This is a genomic window from Parahaliea maris, assembly GCF_008064665.1.
Taxonomy (GTDB): Bacteria; Pseudomonadota; Gammaproteobacteria; order Pseudomonadales; family Halieaceae; genus Parahaliea; species Parahaliea maris.
This window is the reverse complement of record NZ_VRZA01000002.1, coordinates 457,276-476,161: the sequence shown is the minus strand read 5'-3', so window position 1 is coordinate 476,161 and position 18,886 is coordinate 457,276. Positions and strand designations below refer to the sequence as shown.

Sequence of the window (18,886 nt, the reverse complement as noted above, 5' to 3'; positions counted from 1 at the left end):
GCGCCCCTCAGGCCATCGGCCGGATACCGGCCGCCTCCCGCACCCGGGCCAGCAGCGGTGCGCTGTAAGCCCGGGCCTTCTCCGCCCCGCGCACCAGCACGGACTCGATATAGGCCGGGTCGTCCATCAGCCGGTTGTACTCTTCACGGGCTTCGGCGAGTTCGCCATTGACCAGTTCGAACAGCTGCTTCTTGGCCTCGCCCCAGGCAATGCCATTTTCGAACTCGCTGCGCATGCGCGCGGTTTCCTCGGGGCTGGCGAAGGCGCTCCAGATCTGGAACACGGTGGAATCGTCCGCGTCTTTGGGCTCACCGGGCTCGAGCAGGTTGGTCTTGATCTTGTTGATGTGCTTCTTGAGCTGCTTTTCCGCCAGGAACAAGGGAATCGTGTTGTTGTAGCTCTTGCTCATCTTGCGCCCATCCAGCCCCTGCAGGACCGCGACATGGTCCTCCACCACCGCCTCTGGCAGGGTGAACAGCTCGGCGAAATTGTGGTTGAAGCGCTGGGCGATATCCCTGGCCATCTCCACGTGCTGGATCTGGTCCCTGCCCACCGGAATACGGTGGGCATTGAACATCAGGATATCCGCCGCCATCAGCACCGGATAGCTGAACAGGCCCATGGTAATGCCGAAGTCCGGGTCTTCACCGGCCGCCTCGTTGTCCTGCACCGCGGCCTTGTAGGCATGGGCGCGGTTCATCAGGCCCTTGGCGGTATTGCAGGTGAGAATCCAGGTGAGTTCGGGAATTTCCGGAATGTCGGACTGGCGGTAAAACACCGCCTTGTCGGTATCCAGACCCAGGGCCAGCCAGGTCGCCGCGATTTCGCGGCTGGACTGGGCGACATGGTCCGGGTCCTGGCACTTGATCAGGGCGTGGTAATCGGCCAGAAAAAAGAAGGACTCGAAACTGGTATCGCGGGAGGCCGTGATCGCCGGACGGATGGCGCCGACGTAATTGCCCAGGTGGGGCGTTCCGGTGGTAGTGATGCCCGTCAGGACGCGCTGTTTGGCGGCTTGGCTCATACGGCTGGCTCGGTTGTAAAAGGCGGCAATTCTAGCGGGATTCCCCGCCCCCGGCCAGCTCGCCCAACAGCCGCCTGTAGGCGGGGCGCAGCGCAGCCAGGCTAAACGCGTCAACCGGAGGCGCCGTGAGCACTCCCTGGCGCAGGCCGCGGGTGGCCTGCACGATTTTGTCCGCCGCCGCCCGGGCCTCGCGCAGAGGATCCTCGGGGTGGGATGGGTACAGCCCCTCCCGGGGATAGAGCTCCGGGTAGGCCAGGCGGTCGGGCAATACTGGCAGGCAGCCCCGCGCCACGGCCTCCATCACCGCGACCCCCTGGAACTCGTGCAGTGCCGTCGCCAGCACGATGTCGGCCCGGCTGAGCAGGCCCTGGTAGTCCGCGGTATCTTCCAGCCAGCCAAACTGCACCAGCCGTGGGCCATAACGCTCCCGAATCCGCCGGAACGGCGGGGGAAGTTCCCGGAACGTCTGTCCCACTATGGCCAGTTCATAATCGAGTTGCCGCTGCTCCAGTTCCGCGAGCAACGCTTCCAACCCCTCCCCGCCCTTGTCGTACTCCAGTCTGCCGGGCCACAACAGGCGCAGCGGACGCTGGTCGGCGGGCGCCTCATGTTCCCAGACAGGCAGTGTGCAGCGGGTCTCCTCTGCCGGCAGCAGGGGCACCGGTAATACCTCGCTGCGCCGGGCAAGCAGGGTCACGGCCTCAGGCGGGGCAAAGTCAGGCAGCCGACCCAACAGCGCTTCCACACCGTCCAGAAAACTGTCCCGGTTCCATGCGCTGTTGAACGCCAGCCGGTCGGCCGCCAGGGCACTGTAGAGACTCACCATCTGCGCTTCCAGCAGGCCGTGACGACCACGCCCCTCGGGATAGGCGAACTGGTTCTCGTGGAAATACAGCAGGGTCGGCACCCGGGTCAGCGCGGGCACCAGGCCACGCAGGGTGGCGAGATCGACCATGGAGGTCGCTATCAGGACATCCGGCGCGCTTTCCAGCACCGGCCTTTCCCGCAGGGCCCAGTGCAGTGGATTGCCACGGACCCGCCAGCTGAAATGCCGCGGCGGCAGGCTGAGACACTGCCAGTTCCAATCCGGCAACAGGGACTGCAGACCACGTCGCCAGTAGCGGTGACTACCGGCGTCGTAGGCGGAAAGCAGGAGTGCCCGCAAGGCCCTGGGCAGCGCTGGCTAGCCGGGGAAGAGCTGGCCGGAATGGTCGTAGAAACGCCGCAGCACCCGGTTCAGGTCCCAGGCGTCCCGGCTCCCGGCCAATTCGCGGATTGAATGCATACCGAAGGTGGGTACACCGATGTCGAGGGTGCGGATGCCGGTGCCGCCCGCGGTAATCGGGCCGATCGTGCTGCCACAGGCCATGTCGGTACGCACCACGAAGGCCTGTACCGGTACCTCCTCTGCCGCCGCCAGCAGGCGGTACAGTCCGGCCGTCTCACTGTTGGTGGCGTAGCGCTGGTTGGCGTTGATCTTGATGACCGGCCCGGCATTGAGTTTGGGGCCGTGGTTGTCGTCGTGCTTATCGGCAAAGTTGGGGTGGATACCGTGGGCGTTGTCTGCAGAGATCATCATCGAGCGGTCAGTGAGCCCGGCGTACACCGTGTCGTTACCCCCGGCGAGACGTCGCAGCACCGAGCGCAGGAACGGACCCTGGGCACCGGCCGCGGACTGGCTGCCCACTTCCTCATGGTCGTTGCACACCAGCAGGCTGCTCTGGCTGCCATCGGCAGCCAGCAGGGCCTGCAATCCGGTAAAGCAGCTGAGCAGATTGTCGAGGCGGGCCGAGGCGATGAACTCACCGTTCAGGCCCACCAGGCTGGCAACCTGGGTGTCGTAGAAGGCGAGTTCATAGTCCAGCACCCGGTCGACTTCAATGGCGGGGTGCTCCGCCGCCAGTTGCTCCGCCAGCAGGTGGCGAAAATCGATGCTGTCACCGGCGGGTAGCTGGGTCAGTACCGGCAGGATGTCGGTCTGGGGATTGACGCTGCGCTGCTGGTTCACCTCGCGGTCCAGGTGAATGGCCAGACTGGGTATATAGGCAATGGGGCGCTGGAAATTGACCAGCGCCGTCTGCATGGCGCCGCTCTTGTCGGCGTAGCTCACCCGCCCCGCCAGGGACAGGTCGCGGTCGAACCAGGGGTTGAGCAGTACGCCACCGTAGACTTCCACTCCCAGCTGGAAGTAGCCCTGGCGCACCTTCTCGGGCTGCGGTTTTACCATCAGACAGGGGCTGTCGGTATGGGCGCCCACCATGCGCATACCGAGTTCCGGTCCGGCATTCGCTCCATGAACGAAGGCAATGAGGGCGCTGCCATTGCGCGTAAGGTAATACTTGCCGCCGGGCTGCAGCTGCCAGTTCTCGGCCTCACTCAGGGGTTTGAATCCGGCCTCGGCCAATATTGAGGCCATGGCTTCTACGGCGTGAAAGGGGGTAACGGCGCGGGCGAGAAATTCGCACAGCGCCAGGTTGAATGCTTCTGGGTTTGCCTGGGACATGAGACTACCTGAACTGGGTGACAGGGAGCCGCGAGGCCCCCGAAAGCCCGCTAGGGTAGTCGGCCGCCCCTAGCGGCGCAAGTCGTTGACTGCCGACTTCAACAGGGCTTTCTGCACCGCGGGGCTCCACTGGCCATCACCGGCCGCCGCGCTCACACCCAGCCCCGACACCAGGCACTGCAGCGAACGCCAGGCGCTGAGGGGGGATACGCCCTTCTTGAGTTCCTGCTTCTGTGCCTGCCGCAGAAATTTCAGGCCCAACGCCTGCCGCGCAGCCTGGCGCTCGGCGAGGACCTCCGCCACCGCGTCGGACTGTCCAGCCAGGGTGACAAAGGCCAGGCGCACCCGCCATTCGTCGACGAGGGCATCGGTCAGGGGGAGTTGCGCCTGCAGACGAGCCTGCAGGGAGGTGAGGCCACCGGGACCGTCATCTTCGCCAGGCAGGCGGGCATCACACTGATCTTCAATGTAATTCAGTGCCGCCAGCAACAACTCGTCCTTGTCGGAGAAATAGTGCTGCACCATGCCCTTGGTACATCCGTGCCGGGCGGCAACTGTACGCAGGGTGGTATGTTCCAGACCGGACTCGGCGACGACCTGGGAGACCGTTGCCGAAAGCAGTAACCGCTGTTCTTCGTGATCCACAATCTTGGGCATCGCCTGGGTCCTCCGGGAGTCACCCTTGCTGGTCTGAAAAAGTGTAGCAAAGGCTTCAGATGTTGCCCGGAAGATTTTTAGCTAGACCACCCAGATGGCATAAAGAAGCCCGGCGAGGGCAATCCGGTAGTAGACGAAGGGCATCATCCCTACCCTGTCCAGCAGGCGGAGAAACAGATCGATACACGCGTAAGCCGTGATACCTGCCACAAGGGCCGCAAAACCCAGCCAGCCCCAGTCCACCGCGGCAGATTGCTCCGCCAGGTCCAGTGACTTGAGCAACCCGGCGCCGCCAATCACCGGAATGGAGAGCAGGAACGAAAAGCGCGCCGCATCCTGACGTGACAACCCCAACATCAGTGCCGCGGTAATCGTCACCCCTGAGCGGGACACTCCGGGCACCAGGGCCAGGGCCTGGGCGCAGCCCACCGCGATCGCAATTCCCCAGTTCAAGCGGACGGCACCACCACCCCGCCGGTCCGCCAGCCCCAGCAGCAGGCCAAACACCAGGGTGGTGGTGGCGATAACCGGCAGGGTGCGTAGATTGGCTTCAATAAAATCGTCGGCCAGCAATCCCAGTACCACAGCCGGGAGGGTCGCCGCCGCCAGTTGGACGACGAGAATTTGCTGGCCGCGCGCCTCGGCACCCGCCGGGCGAAGGCAGGCACCGGCCATCGCCAGCAGGTCCCGCCGGTAGAACCACACCACTGCCGACAGCGTTCCCACGTGGACGGCAACGTCAAACGCCAGGCCCTGATCCGGCCAGCCGAGAATGAGAGAGGGGATAACGAGGTGGGCGGAACTGGAGATGGGCAGGAATTCGGTAAGGCCCTGCAACAGCGCAAGAATGAGGGCCTGAGTTCCATCGATCATGTTTGTTTGCCTTGCTCTGACAATTTCTTCCAGGAAATTTCGTCCCGCACATAGACGGGACACACGTCGGCCGCCTGCTGGAGGTCGCCACGAGACAGCTTCGCGGCAGCCGCGGGGAACTGATCCCTGGCTCGCGGCAGCAGGTCTGCGTGTGTCGCCGTGATCCGCTCCCGAACCGCAGCCGGGATCTGCTCGATATGGGTCAAGCCGCTGCCCACTACCCGCAGCGGAAAATCGCCGGGCACGTGCAAATCGGCGGGCTTGCAAACCCCCGGCGGCGTCACGACCTCGATACGGTCTTCCTTTATATGACACACGTTCCAGTAGAGTTCGCCAATATGGGCATCCAGGGTACTTAGCAGGTATTCACCCACCCGGGTCAGCCCTTCGCGCCGTGCAGCGTGTGCCTGAGCCTCCAGGGTGGACACCGGAATGGCGGGCAAACTGTTGGCATAGCAGAGCCCCTGGACCGCGCTGGCACAGACACGAAGTCCGGTAAAGGAACCCGGTCCGGCACCATAGGACACGGCTTCGATACCCTGCTCCCGCAATTTTCCGTCCGCCAGCAACTCGGAGAGCATGCCAAACAGCCGCTGGCTATGCTGACGCGGGATGATTTCGTGGATTTCGCTGATGCTGCCTTCCCGCTGTAAAGCGACGGAACAGGCGTCGGTGGAAGTGTCGATTGCGAGGATATTCGCCATGCAGAGAGATCATGCAGAGGTTGAGAGGAGCCGGCCCATTGCCCGACTCATGTAATTCTGGAATTATCCCACAGGCGCTCCGGGCGAAGAAGTGCACAACGAGGAATTCCCCCTGATAAAGCTCAATGCCGATACCGAACAGATCACCGGCCTGATTCTGGCGGGTGGCGCCGGCCGCCGCATGGGCGGCCGGGACAAGGGCACTGTGGTATGGCGGGGCCAGGCACTGGCCAGGCATGTCGCCAGCCGGCTGCGCCCGCAGGTCGGGGAGTTGTGGATCAGTTGCAACCGCAATACGCACTTTTACAGCACCCTGGCCGACCGCCTGTTCCGGGACGAGCTACCCGGTTTCGAGGGCCCCCTGGCGGGAATCGCTGCGGCTTCAACTGCACTCACCACGGAATTCCTGCTGGTCAGCGCCTGCGATACGCCCGGACTGCCCACTGATCTGGCCAGTCGTTTACTGGCGCCCATGTCTGACCCTGCACTGCAACTGAGCGTGGCATTTGACGGTGATCGGGAACAGTATCTCGCAGCAATATTGCGACGTCCCTGCCTGCCGTCATTGCACCAGTACCTGCAAAGGGGCGAGCGCTCGGTACGCGGCTGGTACGCCACCTTACGGCGGGAACGGGTAGATTTCTCCGACCAGGCAGCCGGCTTCCACAATATCAATCAACTGGATGATGACGGCAAACTCAGTCCCACCTGATACAGCGGGTCGATCCGGCAGCCGAAACGCAAACCGCCGGCACAGAGGCCGGCGGTAGATAGGTGATGGAGCGAAGCCGGGATATCAGGACTTCGCAGCGGCCTTTTTCGGAGCCACTTTGCGCTTGGCTGCCGCTTTACGCTTGGGCGCGGCTTTTTTGACGGCGGCTTTCTTGACTGCGGCCTTCTTCGCTACAGCTTTTTTGGCCGGGGCCTTTTTCACTGCGGCTTTCTTCCTGGCTGCCGCTTTGCGCTTGGGCGCGGCTTTTTTGACGGCGGCCTTTTTCACTACAGCCTTTTTGACTGCGGCCTTCTTCTTGGCGGCTGCCTTTTTGCGCTTCGGTTTGGCTGAGGCCTTCTTGGCAGCAGCTTTCAACTTGGCAGCCGCTTTCTTCTCGGCGGATTTAACCTGACTCTCCAGTTTTTTCTCAAGTGCTGAGAGTTTCTTGGCGTCAGCCTTGGCTCGTGCCTTGGCCCAGGCAGAAGCGTGCTTGGCCAGTGCCTTGGCCTTGTCTGCCTCGGCTTTCGCCGCCAGTTCCGCTTTCTTCGCCATCAGCTTTTCTTTTGCCGCCATCTGCGCTGCTTTTACCTTGGCATCTTCAGCCAATTCAAAAACACGCTTCTTGGCCGCGGCAATACGTTCACGCACTGCCTTGACCCGGGCTGACGCTTTCGATGAAGCGGTTGCTGCACCTTTTGACATACGCTTGTCGGCTTTCGCCTTTGCAGCAGCTACGCGCTTGCGCGCATCTGCCAGTTTGGCTTGTTCTGCCACCAGTCCTTTTTCGAGCTTGTTCAGCGCTTCGCTTGCGCGTTTCAGTGCCGGAGTGACTGCAGGCTTGCTTGCAGCTTTCCTGCGTGGTGCTTTTTTGGCAGCAGCTTTTTTCGCTGGTGCCTTGCGGGCTTTTGCCTTTGTCTTCGCAGTTGCCTTTTTCTTAGCGGTTGCCATTACGCAATTCTCCACGGTTGTGTACGGGTGACGCCTGATCAAAATAACAACAATCAATAAAGTACACAATACAATCCAATAGCGTAATACACTGTATATAAACGGGTTTTTCGGCATATCAGCTGCACGCCACAGCCCGCACCCAAACCGCGCAACGCATACCCAATCACTCGAAAAACCCGTATAACACTATAAATAAAGGGGTTTTGTATATTTCCTGGAAATATTTCGTTACTCTTCAAACGCCAGTAGCACATTCGCAAGATACGATTTCATATCATCTTCGCTAGAAAATGTTCTGTAGATTTTTTTTGGAACAATTACGCTTTTTATAGAAATCTTCGACCTGTCCCACCGTTTCCGCAGATTCCGGATGGCCTCTGTTGGCGTCACACTTATGCTTAAGCGTCATGCGCCAGCACGTTTTCTGTTTGCAAACTTTCGATCACGGCACAGAGTGCTTCCCCCCGTTTTGTATTCATGTCAAAAGAACAGAGACATGACACGGGACGCGCAGATTGGCGCGAAGCGAAAACACCGCGAATCCATCGATATTTTTACGCCGCCTTAACAGTTCATTGAAGATAGTTACCGCGGTGTTGTTCCTGCTCGTGCACACCTTGATCGCAATCGAGTTACTCCAACTTGAAATCACCGGGCGCATTCGTTTCGATGCCATCATGCCAATACCCGAGTCGCCTGAAGTGAAGAAGACTGAACCGACAGTAAGCCACAGGCACCTTAGCCAATGCCCGGCTGGAGTAATGAACGGATTGGAGAGGTTTTCGTTTGGTGGAGCTAACGGCCGGGGTCGCGCCCGACGTCGAACGGGCCGGCCTCCCGGCGCTGACAAGGTCAGCGGTTCGACCGGCGGACCATAAAAAAACCCCCGAGTCTTTCGATTCGAGGGTTTTTCGTTTGGTGGAGCTAAGCGGGATCGGACGGGCCGACCACCCGGCGCTGACATGGTCAGCGGTTCGACCGGCGGACCATAAAAAAACCCCCGGACCTTTCGGTTCGAGGGTTTTTCGTTTGGTGGAGCTAACGGCCGGGGTCGCGTCCGACAGGGAACGGGCCGGCCATCCGGCGCTAACATGGTCAGCGGTTCGACCGGCGGACCATAAAAAAAACCTCCGACCCTTTCGGATCGGAGGTTTTAAATGGTGGAGCTAAGCGGGATCGAACCGCTGACCTCAACACTGCCAGTGTTGCGCTCTCCCAGCTGAGCTATAGCCCCAGTAAACTGGTAACTCGTTGAAATGGAAGGCTTTTAGTCCTGCCTCTCTCAACGAAGAGGTGCGCATTTTAGTGAGCCCCCGGGGGTATGTCAACACTGTACAGAGCACTTTTCTGCAATCGCACCTAACACTCGATAATACTGACCGGTACCTCCAGCACATTCACGGCCAATCCGCCGCGGGCGGTCTCCTTGTACTTCTCCTGCATGTCGCGGCCGGTATCGCGCATGGTCTTGATGACCTGGTCGAGGGAGACATAGTGTTCCCCTGATCCCCGCAGCGCCATCCGGGCGGCGCTGATGGCCTTGATGGCCGCCATGGCATTGCGCTCGATGCATGGCACCTGCACCAGGCCGCCGATCGGGTCGCAGGTCAAACCCAGGTTGTGCTCCATGGCAATTTCGGCGGCGTTTTCCACCTGTGCCGGTGTGCCGCCCAGGGCGTCCGCCAGCGCGCCCGCCGCCATCGAGCAGGCCGAGCCGACCTCTCCCTGGCAGCCGACCTCGGCGCCCGAGATCGAGGCGTTGATCTTGTACAGGATGCCGATCGCGGCGGCGGTGAGCAGGAAGCGCGGTACGTCGTCCTCGCTGGCCCCCTTGCAGTGGGTCAGGTAATACTTGAGTACGGCGGGAATGATGCCGGCGGCGCCATTGGTGGGCGCGGTGACAATGCGCCCGCCCGCTGCATTTTCCTCGTTCACGGCCAGGGCATAGAGGGTCACCCAGTCCATGGTGGTCAGGGTATCGTCGCCCAGCGAACCGGACGAACTCTTGAGCTGCCGATACAACTGGGCGGCACGGCGCTTGACCTTGAGGCCGCCGGGCATGATGCCTTCGGTGGAAGCGCCCGCGCGAATGCAGTCATCCATCACCCGCCAGATAGCGAGCAACCCCTCCCTGATTTCAGATTCGCTGCGCCAGGCCTTTTCATTGGCCAGCATCAGCCCGCTGATGGACAGGCCGTGCTCGCGACACTGGGCGAGTAATTCGGCGGCGCTGGTAAAGGGGTAGGTCAGCGCGGTGGGGTCTTCCACCAGCACATCGCCCTTGGCCGTTTTTTCATCGACCACGAAGCCGCCGCCAACCGAGTAATACACACGGACATCGAGACTTTCCCCACTCGCATTGAAGGCGCTGAAGCGCATGCCGTTGGCGTGATAGGGCAGCGATTCGCTGCGGTGCATGATCAGGTCGTTGCGGTAACTGAATTCGATCTCGTGTTCGCCCATCAGCTTCAGCTTGCTGTTTTCGCGCACCGCGGCGACACGCTCGGGAATGCTCTCCACCAGCACGGATTCGGGCGCCTCCCCTTCCAGCCCGAGAATCACCGCCTTGGGCGAACCGTGCCCGGCGCCCGTAGCCCCGAGGGAACCGAAAAGTTCTGCCGTGACCCGGCTGCAGGCTGTGAGCTTGCCCGCGTCGACCAGGCCCCGGGCAAACTGGCGGGCCGCATTCATGGGGCCCACGGTGTGGGAACTGGACGGTCCGATACCGATTTTGAACAGGTCGAAGGTTGAAATGGCCATGGCGAGTTCCGTTGTTTACCGCAACGGGCCATTGTAGGCGCAGCAGGTACCGGGGGGCTAGCGGGCACCGGTCACACGGCGGAGGGCACCCGAGAGGTCTGGAGCCCTGCGGCTGGGCTCCGGGGGAGTGACTTTAACCGGCCGCGGCCGGTAGCGCCTGGTAGGCTTTCTCCAGCCGCTTGGCGGCCTTCTTGGATACGCCGCCCAGCACCTCGATGGCGTGGCGCAGGCGGGCCCGGCTCATGTCGGGGCCCAGCAACTCCATGGAATCCACCACGGAGAAGGACGCACTGGTGCCGGCGATGGCGATGAATACGGGTGCCAGGAAGTCTTTCACTTTCACGCCTTCGGCATCGGCCAGGGTTTTCAGCTCATTCCAGATGGCATCGCGATTCCAGTGGCGCAGGGCTTCCATTCGCCACAGGGCGAATTGCAGGCCGCGCACCACGTCCTCTCGCTCACCCTTCACCGCGGCAAAGCTCTCCTCGGTAATCGGCAGCGTGCCAGACACCAGGAACGCCGCCAGCGGTGCGAAATCACTGAGTGTTTCCATGCGCTTCTGGGCGTGGGGCAGGACCTTGCGCAGGTTGTCGGCGTTGAGTGCCCAGTTCACCAGGCGCTGGGCGAGCTGCTCGGTATCCAGGTCCTCGCGCATCCACAGGCCGTTCAGCCAGCGCAGTTTCTCCACGTCGAAGATCGGGCCGCCGAGGGATACACGCTGGATATCGAAGGCGCCCAGCATATCCTCCAGGGAGAACTTCTCGCGCTCGTCGGGCATGGACCAGCCCATGCGACCCAGGTAATTAAGCAGCGCCTCCGGCAGGAAACCCATGCGCTGGTAGTACAGGATGCTGGTGGGGTTCTTGCGCTTGCTCAGCTTGGATTTGTCGGGGTTGCGCAGCAGCGGCAGGTGGCACAGTCTGGGCATTTCCCAGCCGAAGTATTCGTAGAGCAACTTGTGCTTGGGCGCCGAGTTGATCCACTCCTCGCCGCGCAGCACGTGGGTGATACCCATCAGGTGATCGTCCACCACGTTGGCGAGGTGGTAGGTGGGCATGCCGTCGGATTTCAACAACACCTGGGCGTCGACCAGGTTCCAGTCCAGTTCGATGGTGCCACGCAGCATGTCATCGATTTCACAGCGCCCCTCTTCCTCGGGCACCAGCATGCGAATGACATAGGGTTCACCGGCGGCTTCGCGGCGGGCCACCTCGTCATCGGGCAATTTCAGATCCGACGGTTTCAGGGCCATACTGTTGCCGGCCGCCCGGCGTGCCTCGCGCAGTGCGTCCAGCTCTTCACCGGTCCGGTAGCAGATGAAGGCCTTGCCCTCCTCCACCAGTTGGCGCGCGTACTCACCGTAGAGTTCCATGCGTTCGCTCTGGCGATAGGGCCCGTGCTCTCCGCCGACATCGGGCCCCTCATCCCAGTCCAGCCCCAACCAGCGCAGGGAATCCAGGATGGCCTGCTCCGATTCCGGGGTACTGCGGACCTGGTCGGTATCTTCGATCCGCAGCAGGAACTGCCCGCCGTGGGCGCGGGCAAAGCAGAGATTGAACAGGGCGATGTAGGCAGTGCCTACGTGGGGATCACCGGTCGGTGAAGGTGCAACGCGAGTGCGGACAGTCATGATTTTCGGGGTATTGATTCAGGGAGGGGCGATTATACGGACTCGCCCCGCTAAATCCTACAAGGCGCCGGATCAGACGGCGCCTTCGCCCCCTTCAGAGACATCCGTCCCGGGAAAGTGGCGGCGCAGGGCCGACTCAGGCAGGTAGCGGATATAGTCGCGAGGGTCGAACGCCTGCCAGTCGTCGCGCGGCTGGCACAGGCGATCCGCCAGCGCCAGCAGCACCAGGGGGTGGCGGTGCATGCCAAAGTGCGAACTGCGCACCCGGATATTTTCCCGCGGCGCGCCGGAGGCGCTCGCCGCCACGGTCGCCCGGGGAATCAGCGCCGTGGGCTCAGGCACCGCCCCATCCACAGGCGAACAGATCGCCACGTAGGGGATATCGGGGGTACCGGCCGGCCAGTGAAACAGCCCGGCCGGGCCCGCCTGCTCGTTGAAGTCTGCTGCACCGGACACCCGCCCCACCAGCCACTCCAGGGCGCTGTTCTGCAACGCCGCCTGTGCCGGGTCATTGGTCGGCGCCGCCAGGGTGACGACCCGGTCGACACCGTCACCAAAACGGGCGGCAAACTCGCGGGCAAACAAGCCACCGGCGCTCTGCCCCACCAGGGAAACACCACAGCCATAGCGCTCGGAAAGCGTCCTGATGCGTTCGCCGAGCTCCTCCTCCAGGCTTTCGATAAACGCGGGGATATCCTGGCCGCGCGGAAACCCCGCCTGAAAGGTTTCCGCCACAAAACCCCGGCCAGAGAGGAACCGACGCAGGCTGCGGTGGCTGGAACGGGGCGCGGCGAATCCCGGCAGGGTAATCACCGGCCTGGGGTGTTCAGTACGCGGGGCCTGGCTCCGCAGCCAGCGGTCCAGCGTCAGCGCAGTACCGCGGTCCAGGGAAGAACGGGAGAAATCACGCTGCAGCCGTAGCACATCCTGTAGCATTCGCCTCATGCAGGTGAACTCCCCTTGCCAACGCGTCGGGCACTCCGCCTCCTGGGCTTGGTCGCAAACAGCCTCTGTTCCAGCATTTTTTGTTCCTCCAGCATGTAATCGAGAATCCGTTCAGGTTCCGGCACAGCCCGGGCGCAGCAGATGAGCCCGGTCACTACCTGGCCGGCGTAACTGGTAAAGGTGCCGCCCACCGCCTGGCCCTGCAGGAGCATGGGCATGCCGTGATTTGATTCAACCAGGGCCCCGGCCACATGAATCGGCGTTGCCGGCGTGGGCACATTGGACAGGGCCACATTGCCGGGAGGCGGATTCAGTTTTGCCAGGGTGCCGGAGGACAGCGGCAGCGCCATGGCGCGCACCATCAGCGAGGGCATCCGCATGCCGCTGCCCACTGCAGAAGCGGTCACTACTGACTGCAGAAACGCCTTCGAGGCAATTGCCTCTCGCTGGACAAAGGCCGCGCGCTCTTGCGGGTCGGCAATGTCCGTGCCCAACGGCACCCACATGGAAAGCACCGAATTGCCACCGCTGCCGCTGCCCGCCACAGCCACTGGCACGTTACAGATCAGGCTGCGATCCGGCAGCGCATCCAGTTCGTCCAGGTAGCGCCGCAGGGCACCACCAAACAGCACCAGGCCAATGTCATTGAAGGTGAGTCCCAGCGCCTTGCGTACCCGGTGCAATGGTTCCACCGGCCAGCAGCGCGACACGAACTGGCGCTCCTCTGACAGGGGGCCGTTCAAATGGGTGACCGGGCGCCGGGCCAGCTTGAGCAGCATGTCCCGGGAATCTGTTTTCACCAGCGCCCGGCTGGCGCCCGCGAGTGCACCCGCGGTCTGCAGCAGGCGCTTGCCATCCTCCACCACCCCGCCAACGTTGCGTCGCAGCCAGCCAGGCGGGTCGAACGGTTCTTCCTCCCCGGTCGGCCAGGGCGCACCCTCGTCACTGAACAGGTCCACCAGACGCACTGCCGTTTTCCCGTCTGCCAGGGCGTGGTGGTACTTGTGCAGCAACACTACCCGGCCATCCTCCAGGCCTTCGATCAGGTAGAACATGAACAGGGGCCGTTCGAAATCAAAGGGGATGTGCTGTAGCCGGCCCAATTTGCGCGCCAGTTCCCGCTCACTCCCCCCGCGCACGCGGGTGCGTCGAATGTGATAGTCGAAGTCGATATCGTCCACTGGCGCCCAGCTCGGCAGCCCGAGGGCGTCGACCACCAGCCGCTGGCTCAGGCGTGGCACCTGGGAAACCCGCTCCACCAGAAAGGACCGCAGCGTTTCAAACCATGCGTCGACATCCTCGGTAGGCAAGCGCAGGAACTGCACGGAACCCATGTTCATCGGTGTGGTAGGACTGTCTGCGTAGGCAAACATGGCGTCAGTGGCTGTCAGGCGGCTCATCGGTGGCCCTCCTGTGGTTGGTCAGGGTGCAACAAAGGTTAGACCGCCCCTGCATATTTGTCAATTTGATTGACAGTTTTTTAATTCTGGCTAAATTATCTTTTTTTGTGTAAAACTATACTTCACTGGCCCGCTCGACCTGCAACGCGGTGTGTTTGCTGAGATAACAAGTGGCGGCCGGACACACCAACGCTAACAGGTAAGAGACATGAAACAGCTCAGCCCCATCGACTCCATGTTCGTCTTCAATGAGCGGGAACACTCCCCCATGCACATTGGCCCGGTCATGATCTACGACCCTTCCTCCAGCCCTGAGGACGGTCCTGTGCGCTTCAAGGACGTACTGGAGGTGTTCCGCAGCCGCCTGCGCCTGTCACCGGTGTTCCGCCGCAAGCTGGTGAAAGTGCCCCTGGACATCGACAACCCCTATTGGGTGGAGGACGAAAACTTCGACCTGGAGTTTCACGTTCGCCACCTGGCCCTGCCCAAACCGGGAGACTGGCGCCAGTTCTGCATCCTCATTGGCCGCCTGCACTCACGTCCGCTGGATATGAAACGCCCCCCCTGGGAGGCTTATATTATCGAGGGACTGGACAACATCGAGGGCCTGCCCCCCGGCTGTTTCGCCATGTACATGAAAATTCACCACTCGGCCATCGATGGCGCCACCGGCAACCAGATCGTGTCAGAGCTACATGACCTGTCGCCCATCCCCAGCATCAGTGATCGCCCCGACGAATGGCGCCCGGAAGCCGTTCCATCGCAGTGGAAGCTGCTCAGCCGCTCCTATATCAACCTGCTGAAGCAGCCATCGAAAGCAGTCTCGGCGGCAAAGACAGCTCTGGGCTCCCTCAACCTGCCGCCGGAAGTCGCCGCCAGTAAAGAGGGGATGCTTGACCACGGCATCCGTTTCAAGACGCGCTTTAACCGGGATATTTCCCCGCACCGGGTGTTCGGTTCAGTGGTGGTCGAGTTGGAAGCCATGAAAGCCATCAAAAATACGGTAGGTGACTGCACCCTGAACGATGTGGTGCTCGCGGTATTTGGCGGTGCCCTGCGCAAATACCTGCAGGACAAGGACGAACTTCCGGAGGGCTCAATGGTGGCCGGCGTTCCCATCAGCACTCGCCGTCCAGACCAGCACAACGCCGGTGGCGGCAACGCGGTAGCCGGCATGCGCCTGACCCTCGGCACCGATATCGAGGATCCGTTGCAGCGCCTGCGCGCGATCAACGCTGACGCGGTGGCTTCCAAGGCCTATGCCAACGCGGTCTCGGCCAGCCTGATGGTCGATGTCGCTGAATCCGTGCCTACCAGCGTTGCGGCCCTGGGAATGCGGCTGATGGCTGCCACCGGGCTGACTTCACGCAATCCGGTCGTCCACACCATCGTCACCAACGTACCCGGTGCCCAGACACCTGTGTATATGTGCGGAGCAAAGGCTATCAATTGGATTGGCGCGGGCTGCCCCGTGGACGGTGTCGGCCTGTTCAACACCATCAACAGCTACAACGGACTCATGTCCCTCGCCTTCATCTGTGACCGCGACATGATGCCCGATCCCCAGTTCTACCAGGACTGTATCCAGGAGTCGTTTACCGAGTTGGAAACCGCCGCCCGCAACAGCGCGAAGAAGACCAGGGCTCCCGCTCGCGGCAAAACCGGGCGCGCTGCCAAGGGTAGCGCGAGACCCAAGTCGAAAGCTGCCACCCGCAAAGCGTGATCGGGGCGCCAGCCCCGAAGTCGGCGTGGTAGAGTTGCGGGGTATCCCAACAAGGAACCCGCAATGCTCAAGCAACTGCTCGCCGCCACTCGACCGCCACTGGCCGCCTTATTACTGACCCTGCCCCTGGCGGGGCAGGCGACCACCCCCCAGAAGCCGGAGTGGCCCGTATTCGTAGACCACTACATCGAGTCCTTCCTGGTCGCCCACCCGGCCTTTGCGGTGGTGCAGGGGCGGCACGAGTTCGACGGTCAACTACCCGACTGGAGCAAGGAAGGCATTGCCCGGGAAATTGCCCGTCTCAAGGCCCAGCGGCAGTCTGCCCTGGCCTACCGGGACGAGGATCTGACCGCAGAACAGCAGTACCAGCGTGACTACCTGGTATCCGCCATCGACGGCCAGCTGTTCTGGCTGGACGACGCCGAGTGGCCCTTCCGCAGCCCGGATTTTTACTTCAGCTGGCTCACCGACTCGATTGGCCCCAGTCCCTACATCAGCCTGACCTACGCCCCGCCGGAAGAGCGCATACAATCCTTTACCCGCTACGCCAACAACCTGCCGACGGCCATCGCCCAGATTCGCGATAACCTGCGCATGCCGATGCCGCGCACCGTGCTGCGATACGGCATCGATTCCTTCGGCGGCCTCGCAGCCTTCTTCCGCGATGACGTGGCTGAGGCTTTTGCCAGCGTCAAAGACGAGAAATTGCTGGCCGATTTCAACACCGCCCGGGAAAACGCCGCCAGTGCCATACAGGGTCTGGCGGACTACCTGGAGTCCAACCGCGCTACGGCGACGGAAGACTACGCCATGGGGCCCGAGCTGTTCCGCAAAATGATCTACGCCACTGAGCGCGTCGACATTTCCCTGAAGGACCTCGAGGCCATCGGCCGCGCCGACATGGCTCGCAACCAGGCCGCCCTCAAGCAGGCCTGCGCCGAATTCGCCCCGGGCAAGCCCATTGCCGAGTGTTTTGCCAAAATGGCGAACCGCAAACCCGAGGGCGGCCCGGTCGCCGCCGCCCGGCGCCAACTCGAGGAGACCAAGGCCTTCGTGATAGCCAAGGACCTGGTCACCATTCCCGGCAAGGAAGAAGCCCTGGTACAGGAGTCGCCGCCCTACGCCCGCTCCAACGCGGCCTTCATCAACATCGCCGGCCCCTACGAGAAGGACCAGCCTTCCATCTACAACATCTCACCGCCCAATCCGGCCTGGCCGAAGGACGTTCAGGAGGCCTACATTCCCGGGGAATCAGACCTGCTGTTTACCTCTGTGCACGAAGTGTGGCCGGGGCACTTCCTCAACTTTGTCCACGCCAACCGCGCGGAATTCACCTTCGGCCGGGTGTTCGTGACCTACGCCTTCGGCGAGGGCTGGGCCCACTACACGGAGGAGATGATGCTGGAGGCGGGCCTGCGTGACCGCTCTCCGGAAACCCGTATCGGCCAGCTGGCCAATGCCCTGCTGCGCAACGCCCGCTTTCTCTCGGCCATCGGCCTGCACACCCAGGGCATGAGTATCGAGGAGTCGGAGAAGCTGTTCATGGAGCAGGCCTACCAGGACAAGGGCACGGCGGAGCAGCAGGCCGCCCGCGGCACTTATGACCCGGCCTACCTGAACTACACGCTGGGCAAGTTGATGATCCGGCAACTGAGAGACGACTGGGTGAAGGAGCGCGGCGGCCGCGACGCGTGGCGACAATTCCACGATGAGTTCCTGTCCTATGGCGGGCCGCCGATTCCGCTGGTGCGGGGGCAGATGCTGGGGGGTGATGCGGAGGCGGTGTTTTATCGCGGGGAGTGAGTTTCTTCGTATATTACGGTCTGGTTCATTTTGGGAGCTCTGCTCTGACAGAGCCCTGAACCCGCGCGCACGGCACCCGGAGCCCTTCCGGGACTCGCCGTGAATCCATCCATGGAGGCTCTTCAGCGGCATCCTTGCCGCTGACGGTCCCGGAAGGGCCCCGCGCGCCGTGCTCGCTCCACCAGAGAATCACCCAGATTGGAAACTACGTAGCTGGCGACAGAATCTCGTACCGAAGCAGGGTGTGAGCTGGGGGTACGCCTCCCCGGACCTTCAGCGGCCATGGATGGCCGGTGAGGAGCGCGACATGGATGTCATGCTTTTAGCGTGTCCGGGGAGGTGTACGCCCAGATCGCACCCGACCTACGAAGCTCCACTCACTGAAACTTCCGTAACTGATCTCTACCCCCATAGAAAGGGCATAAAAAAACCCGGCTTATGGCCGGGTTTTCTCTACCTGCACACTAAGTGCAGAACTCAACCACCCAGCGCAGCAAACACCTGGTCGCGAATATCCTCGACACCGCCTACACCAACAATGCGGTGGTACTTCGGCGCGGCATCGCCGGTCATGCCCTGGTAGAAATCGATCAGCGGTGCAGTCTGCTCCTGGTAGACCTGGAGGCGGCGGCGAACCGTGTCTTCCTGGTCGTCGTCGCGTTGTACCAGTGGCTCACCGCTAACATCGTCCACGCCCTCTTCCTTGGGCGGATTGTACTTCACGTGGTAAACACGGCCGGAGGCCGGGTGTACGCGGCGACCGCTCAGGCGGGCGATGATTTCCTCATCGTCCACGGCGATTTCAACAACGTGATCGAGATCGACACCCGCTTCCACCATGGCCTCTGCCTGGGGAATGGTGCGCGGGAAACCGTCGAACAGGAAGCCACCGGCACAATCTGACTCGGCGATACGTTCCTTGACCAGGCCGATGATGATTTCATCGGAAACCAGGCCACCCGCATCCATGACTTCCTTGGCCTGCAGACCCAGTTCGGTTTCGGCCTTGACGGCTGCGCGCAGCATGTCACCCGTGGATATCTGGGGGATGTTGTACTTCTCGCAGATATACTGTGCCTGGGTGCCTTTGCCAGCGCCTGGCGCGCCCAAAAGAATCAATCGCATTCGGGTGTTTCCTCGATAATAGCGTGGGTACCGGCATCACACCGGACGGGTACATTGATGTTATAAATCCTGCGGA

At 62.1% G+C, this 18,886-nt stretch carries 15 protein-coding genes and 1 tRNA gene; 3 read left to right on the top strand and 13 right to left on the bottom strand.

The genetic code is table 11. The features are described 5' to 3' along the window. Positions 1 to 7 precede the first annotated feature (7 nt). From trpS to tsaB, 6 genes are all read right to left on the bottom strand, one after another. The gene (gene trpS / locus FV139_RS06515; protein ID WP_148067443.1) at positions 8 to 1,024 is read right to left on the bottom strand and encodes a tryptophan--tRNA ligase; all 1,017 of its coding nucleotides are present in this window, start codon (positions 1,022 to 1,024) and stop codon (positions 8 to 10) included. Between the two features lie 31 nt (positions 1,025 to 1,055). Then, positions 1,056 to 2,189 (bottom strand): tRNA-queuosine alpha-mannosyltransferase domain-containing protein, encoded by a 1,134-nt coding sequence (locus FV139_RS06510; protein ID WP_148067442.1) that lies wholly within the window; start codon positions 2,187 to 2,189, stop codon positions 1,056 to 1,058. Between the two features lie 18 nt (positions 2,190 to 2,207). Continuing rightward, positions 2,208 to 3,527, bottom strand: coding sequence for a M18 family aminopeptidase (locus FV139_RS06505; RefSeq protein ID WP_148067441.1), 1,320 nt, complete (start codon positions 3,525 to 3,527; stop codon positions 2,208 to 2,210). A gap of 69 nt (positions 3,528 to 3,596) precedes the next feature. Continuing rightward, positions 3,597 to 4,184, bottom strand: coding sequence for a TetR/AcrR family transcriptional regulator (locus FV139_RS06500; RefSeq protein ID WP_148067440.1), 588 nt, complete (start codon positions 4,182 to 4,184; stop codon positions 3,597 to 3,599). Positions 4,185 to 4,265: 81 nt separating this feature from the next. Next, the gene (locus FV139_RS06495) at positions 4,266 to 5,054 is read right to left on the bottom strand and encodes an undecaprenyl-diphosphate phosphatase (protein WP_148067963.1); all 789 of its coding nucleotides are present in this window, start codon (positions 5,052 to 5,054) and stop codon (positions 4,266 to 4,268) included. After that, complete coding sequence (tsaB, locus tag FV139_RS06490; RefSeq protein WP_148067439.1) at positions 5,054 to 5,761, bottom strand: tRNA (adenosine(37)-N6)-threonylcarbamoyltransferase complex dimerization subunit type 1 TsaB; 708 nt, start codon at positions 5,759 to 5,761, stop codon at positions 5,054 to 5,056. Before tsaB ends, FV139_RS06495 begins: the two co-directional genes overlap by 1 nt. A 91-nt stretch (positions 5,762 to 5,852) precedes the next feature. Between tsaB and mobA the strand changes: the two genes are divergently transcribed. Further along, positions 5,853 to 6,473 carry a molybdenum cofactor guanylyltransferase MobA gene (gene mobA / locus FV139_RS06485; protein ID WP_148067438.1) on the top strand — a complete coding sequence of 207 codons (621 nt, stop codon included), beginning with the start codon at positions 5,853 to 5,855 and terminating at the stop codon, positions 6,471 to 6,473. A gap of 84 nt (positions 6,474 to 6,557) precedes the next feature. Here mobA and FV139_RS21035 read toward each other — a convergent pair whose 3' ends face one another. The 6 genes from FV139_RS21035 to FV139_RS06455 form a co-directional block, all read right to left on the bottom strand. Further along, positions 6,558 to 7,421: a hypothetical protein gene (locus tag FV139_RS21035; protein ID WP_187276430.1), complete on the bottom strand. Its 864-nt coding sequence runs from the start codon at positions 7,419 to 7,421 to the stop codon at positions 6,558 to 6,560. Between the two features lie 1,161 nt (positions 7,422 to 8,582). After that, positions 8,583 to 8,658: transfer RNA gene (locus FV139_RS06475), tRNA-Ala, on the bottom strand. A gap of 125 nt (positions 8,659 to 8,783) precedes the next feature. Next, positions 8,784 to 10,184 (bottom strand): L-serine ammonia-lyase, encoded by a 1,401-nt coding sequence (locus tag FV139_RS06470; protein ID WP_148067437.1) that lies wholly within the window; start codon positions 10,182 to 10,184, stop codon positions 8,784 to 8,786. A 133-nt stretch (positions 10,185 to 10,317) separates the two neighbouring features. Further along, positions 10,318 to 11,814, bottom strand: coding sequence for a glutamate--tRNA ligase (gene gltX / locus FV139_RS06465; protein WP_148067436.1), 1,497 nt, complete (start codon positions 11,812 to 11,814; stop codon positions 10,318 to 10,320). 72 nt (positions 11,815 to 11,886) lie between these two features. Further along, positions 11,887 to 12,759 (bottom strand): esterase/lipase family protein, encoded by an 873-nt coding sequence (locus tag FV139_RS06460; RefSeq protein WP_148067435.1) that lies wholly within the window; start codon positions 12,757 to 12,759, stop codon positions 11,887 to 11,889. Then, entirely contained in the window at positions 12,756 to 14,159 is a 1,404-nt protein-coding gene (locus FV139_RS06455) for a wax ester/triacylglycerol synthase domain-containing protein (RefSeq protein WP_148067434.1), read from the bottom strand. The genes FV139_RS06460 and FV139_RS06455 overlap by 4 nt, the downstream gene beginning before the upstream one ends. Positions 14,160 to 14,367: 208 nt before the next feature. Here FV139_RS06455 and FV139_RS06450 point away from each other — a divergent pair, with 208 nt between their 5' ends. Both FV139_RS06450 and FV139_RS06445 read left to right on the top strand, forming a co-directional pair. Next, positions 14,368 to 15,882: a WS/DGAT/MGAT family O-acyltransferase gene (locus FV139_RS06450; RefSeq protein ID WP_148067433.1), complete on the top strand. Its 1,515-nt coding sequence runs from the start codon at positions 14,368 to 14,370 to the stop codon at positions 15,880 to 15,882. Positions 15,883 to 15,945: 63 nt separating this feature from the next. After that, positions 15,946 to 17,685: a DUF885 domain-containing protein gene (locus FV139_RS06445; protein ID WP_148067432.1), complete on the top strand. Its 1,740-nt coding sequence runs from the start codon at positions 15,946 to 15,948 to the stop codon at positions 17,683 to 17,685. Between the two features lie 477 nt (positions 17,686 to 18,162). Here the strand turns inward: FV139_RS06445 and adk are convergent, their stop codons facing one another. Then, entirely contained in the window at positions 18,163 to 18,810 is a 648-nt protein-coding gene (gene adk, locus FV139_RS06440; protein ID WP_148067431.1) for an adenylate kinase, read from the bottom strand. Between the last annotated feature and the right edge of the window lie 76 nt (positions 18,811 to 18,886).